The organism is Pelistega indica, from assembly GCF_000506865.1.
Lineage (GTDB): Bacteria > Pseudomonadota > Gammaproteobacteria > Burkholderiales > Burkholderiaceae_B > Taylorella > Taylorella indica.
Window position 1 is genome coordinate 1 of the sequence record NZ_AYSV01000029.1, and the last position, 4,721, is coordinate 4,721.

The window sequence follows — 4,721 nt, forward strand, 5'->3', positions numbered from 1 at the left end:
CATAGTGCTATCGGTCAAGCTCATTGGAGTCCTTTTTTGATGGTGGTACATCCTTGTGAAATCAGTCTGTGTAGTCATAGGGCGTAGTATGAAGTACGCCCTGTTTTTCTTATGCTACCACTACGCCCCCTCGTCCTAGGCGTAAGGGTACGTGATGCCCCCTACTGACCCCTCTGCTTCTTTCGTTTTGGCATCTAGCCAATCAGCCCACACCTGCATCGCTACGACTCGTTTGTCTAAAAATGTCGCTCTATCGTACGCCTGACGTACTCCTCCTGCTTTTTTGTGGGCTAGTTGTGCATCGACCACATCAAAGGGGTATTCGAACTCCTCCTGCATGACAGTTAAGAATAAGGAACGGCATCCATGTGTAACATGCTCATTATGGAAAGCAGAACGTCGTAATAACCCTTTTACCCTGCCACATGCGCTCGCATTAGGAACACTATCCTCCCAGAACACTTTATTTGAATATCGCCCTGCATACTGTCGGATGATCGTAATGGCTTGATCGGATAAAGGTACAATATGAGTTTCTTTAGTTTTCATTCGAGACGCAGGTATTGTCCATAATTTATTATCTAAATCGAGCTCATCCCACCGTATCCCTGTAGCTTCATTAATGCGAGTAGCCGTCAACATCTGGAGTTTAAAGCTGTCACAAACTGCTTCTAACTGAGGCGTATGACTATTGATATAGGTGAGTAACAACCCTACTCTCTCTGGTGAAATACTACGGTTATGTGTAACTTTATGTCTAGGGACAAGACGTTTCGCCCTATAGGCAGGTGAGGTTTGGATAACCCCACAATCAATAGCAAACTCGCATACTCTATTACAAACAGACGACATAAATTGTGCCAATACGCCACCTTGTTTCGTTGCTTCTAGTATGACGGCACTGACGTCTGCCATGGTGATATCCGTCATGCGTTTATGTTTGAACCATTCTGGGAAATTATCGTACGCCCACGGTATGTTGTCTGTTGGTTTATATCCGTTTTTATGCCGAGCGTTATAGTACTGTGTAAACATAACCGCAAATGTCACCTCAGTAGATACTCCCTCTCCCTGTACTTTATAGGTTGCCCATGCCTGTCTAGCATCAGATAAACTCACGTCTGGGTACTTACCTAAGGTCTTTGTCTGCTCTTTCCCATTTTTTCGATATCGACCATGCCAATACTTACTGCCATTTGGGTGTATGACTAGGCTTAGCCCATTCCCATCGGCCATCTTTGTTATTTTTTCCCCTACTTTCGCATTCCTACATTGCTTGTCTGTTAGTGCCATAATTTTACCCACATTTTTACCCACACAAGCCATTGTATATAACAATACACATTAATACAATTCAATACATTAAATTATCCAAAAATTTTTAATTTTTTATTGTATTTCAGTAGGTTAACTAAAATTTATAGTAGTCGTGTGTAGTGATGTGTATCATAAGCACAGCCATAAAACTATAGGTAAATTTTTGCTGAAAATAAGTCGCTGCATTATCCATCGTGTATTTCACCCCTTATCCATAGTGATCTAAATACCCACTATACTAGGCATAATTTTATGATGTGACAATAAAAGCATTATTAGTTTTACGCCTATATTATTCTTAATCAATCATTACTCGCTAAAAGAAAATAGTCAGATATGGTCTCAACAATCAACAAAGAAGCACTTTTAACGCACCAATGGTTATAGCGATGCATAATCATTTATTCTTTCTAGAAGACTAACCTTAAAAAAATTGCCTCGCAAACTTAAGAAATGGTTATAAATAACAAACCAAGAAAAATCAGACTACTCTTATCATTTTTACAACGTTTTTATAGAAAAAAGGATAAAGCATAAGATAATCCTTGCCTATTTTGCCAAAACATATCATAATTACACTCTTAACGCGCCCGTAGCTCAGTTGGATTAGAGTACTTGGCTACGAACCAAGGGGTCGTGGGTTCAAATCCTGCCGGGCGCGCCAGTTATTCATAATAATCTCCTTTATATGATGTTAAGAGCGCCCGTAGCTCAGTTGGATTAGAGTACTTGGCTACGAACCAAGGGGTCGTGGGTTCAAATCCTGCCGGGCGCGCCAAGATTAAACGGACTTAAGTTTTTGACTTAAGTCCGTTTTTCTTTCCCCTATTTCTTTTCATCCTCTTTTGGTGTCAATTCACTTTATTGCTTTACCATTTATTAATCAAAAAAGTCATCTTGCATCTGCTCCTTTTCTTCGATTTTCTTTCTATTTATTACCTTGTTCTTTTCACACCATCCTTGTTAGCTCTCCCCTACTTTTCCTTTCCTACTTTATTCCCTCATATACATGCTTAATATTACTTTGAGACGACTTTCAATTGCATTGTATTAAGTATGAACACTAATAGTTATTCTTACCTTACTGCGACTATAATTAGAAAATTAATAGTAATAAAACAAAAGGAGACATTTGAAATGACCCAACTAAGCTACGTACATGGGGCATCTGATAAACCTTTACTTGGTGAAACCTTAGGCCAAAATTTTGACACTGCTTCTGAACAATATAAAGATTTACTAGCACTTGTTTCTCGCCATCAAAATATTCGCTATACCTATGCTCAACTGCGCGAACAAGTCGATATTGTTGCTTGCAGTTTATTGCGTTTAGGTTTTAAAACAGGTGACCGTTTGGGTCTTTGGGCAACTAACTGTGCCGAATGGACAATTATTCAATATGCCTGCGCTAAGACTGGTATTATTCTTGTCAATATGAATCCGTCTTATCGTCGTACTGAGTTAGAGTACTCTCTTAATAAAGTGGGTTGTACTGGCTTAGTGATTATCTCAACCTTCAAAGATAGTGACTATGTCAAAATGGTTTATGATGTTGTACCAGAGCTCAAAACAGCTGAAATTGGCCGTCTCCGTGCGGATCATGCTCCAACGCTTCGCTATGTGATTAATATTAACGATGATAAAAATCCTGGCATTCTAAATTATTCTGCCCTCTTGCAAACACCTACCACAAAGGAACTAGCACAACTTCAACAGATTAATCAGCAATTGCAATTTGATGACCCTATCAATATCCAATTCACATCAGGTACTACTGGCAACCCTAAAGGCACTGTACTAACACATCACAATATTTTAAATAATGGTTACTTTATTGGTGAAACAATTAAATTAACACCTGATGATGCTGTTTCTATTGCCGTACCATTATTTCATTGCTTTGGCATGGTAATTGGTAATATTGCCTGCATTACTCATGGCTCTACAATGGTGTATCATGACCAAGTGTTTAATCCTTTAGAGAACCTCAAAGCAATTACAGAGGAGAAATGTACCGCTGCTTATGGTGTTCCAACAATGTTTATCAATATGTTGGAACATCCTGACTTTGCTAAATATGATATGAGTAGCCTTCGTACTGGCGTCATGGCTGGGACGATTTGTCCTATGGAAGTCATGAAAAAAGTGATTGATAAAATGAATATGTCAGAGGTCACTATTTGTTATGGTATGACGGAAACTTCACCTGTAAGTATGCAATCACATGTAGATGATCCTTTAGAAAAACGTGTAAGTACTGTTGGTCGTATCCATCCTCATGTAGAAGTCAAGATTATTGATGCAGATGGTCGCATTGTTCCTCGTGGCACACCTGGTGAATTATGTACTCGGGGTTATTCTGTAATGCAAGGCTATTGGCAAGATGCCGTAAAAACGGCTGAAGCAATTGACCAAGCTGGTTGGATGCATACTGGCGATTTGGCAACAATGGATGATGAAGGTTATTGTGCTATTGTAGGACGTATCAAAGATTTGGTAATCCGTGGTGGAGAAAATCTTTTCCCTCGCGAAATTGAAGATTTCCTCTATACCCATCCTGATATTCTTGAGGCTCAAGTCGTTGGTGTTCCAGACGAACGCTATGGTGAAGAGTTATGTGCTTGGATTAAACCACGTGATGGTAGTACATTATCTGAACAAGATATTCGTGATTTCTGCGACGGACAAATTTCTAGACAAAAAATTCCTCGCTATATCCGCATTGTAGAAGAATTCCCAATGACAGCAAGTGGTAAGATTCAGAAATTTAAAATCAGAGAAATGATGAAAGAAGAGCTTGGTAATTAAGTAAGACGTAATTCTCTACTCACTTTCAGTATCTCTTATAACATGCCCTCCAAAGAATTTATTTTCTTGGAGGGCATTCTATCAAGAATAATTCATAATAGACTTTATATGATAGCGACTACGTCTTCCCCTTTGGAGTGTTTGACGTGCAATCTTTCATCCTGAAAGCTTGCACGCCTAAATAAAACACTACAAAATCAAAATCCATTATGAATACCTCATAATGGATTTCTATTGATAGCAACTACTTCTTCCTCTTTGGTTTTTTTGACGTACAATCTTTCATCCTGAAAGATTGCACGCCTAAAGTAAGCGTCCGGTGAACACATGTATTCATTCCTGCTAAATTGCGCGACACTATGGTTTTGTGTATGTTAGGAGAAATCAATGCCGTCTTTAATGCGTATCGAGACCGCCCAACGAGTGGGAATTCAAGAGCAAGCGTCTAGCCTACTGGCACTAGATAGAATCATCCTGGTGAGTGAGGCGACAGATTTACGAGCAGGGATGGATACCTTGCGCACTAAGGCAATTCAGCGCTTTGGTCAGGTGGCACCTCACGAAGCCTATGTGTTTATGAATCGCACGCACACTGA

General features: G+C 39.5%; 3 protein-coding genes and 2 tRNA genes. 4 read left to right on the plus strand and 1 reads right to left on the minus strand.

Annotation, left to right across the window (positions count from 1 at the left end; all coding sequences use genetic code 11):
- Nucleotides 1–135 precede the first annotated feature (135 nt).
- The gene (locus V757_RS17750) at nt 136–1,293 is read right to left on the minus strand and encodes a tyrosine-type recombinase/integrase (RefSeq protein ID WP_218184476.1); all 1,158 of its coding nucleotides are present in this window, start codon (nt 1,291–1,293) and stop codon (nt 136–138) included.
- Between the two features lie 610 nt (nt 1,294–1,903).
- Here V757_RS17750 and V757_RS17755 point away from each other — a divergent pair.
- The 4 genes from V757_RS17755 to V757_RS17770 all read left to right on the plus strand — a co-directional run.
- Nucleotides 1,904–1,981: transfer RNA gene (locus tag V757_RS17755), tRNA-Arg, on the plus strand.
- Between the two features lie 36 nt (nt 1,982–2,017).
- A tRNA-Arg gene (locus V757_RS17760) sits at nt 2,018–2,095 on the plus strand.
- A gap of 359 nt (nt 2,096–2,454) precedes the next feature.
- Complete coding sequence (locus tag V757_RS17765; protein ID WP_023949603.1) at nt 2,455–4,125, plus strand: AMP-binding protein; 1,671 nt, start codon at nt 2,455–2,457, stop codon at nt 4,123–4,125.
- A gap of 387 nt (nt 4,126–4,512) precedes the next feature.
- Nucleotides 4,513–4,721, plus strand: a 209-nt coding sequence (locus tag V757_RS17770; protein WP_023949607.1) for a hypothetical protein, incomplete at its 3' end; no start/stop codon positions are given.

Coding starts and splice junctions, on each gene's coding strand:
- V757_RS17750 (WP_218184476.1), bottom strand. CDS start 1,293: ATGGCACTAACAGACAAGCAATGTAGGAATGCGAAAGTAGGGGAAAAA.
- V757_RS17765 (WP_023949603.1), top strand. CDS start 2,455: ATGACCCAACTAAGCTACGTACATGGGGCATCTGATAAACCTTTACTT.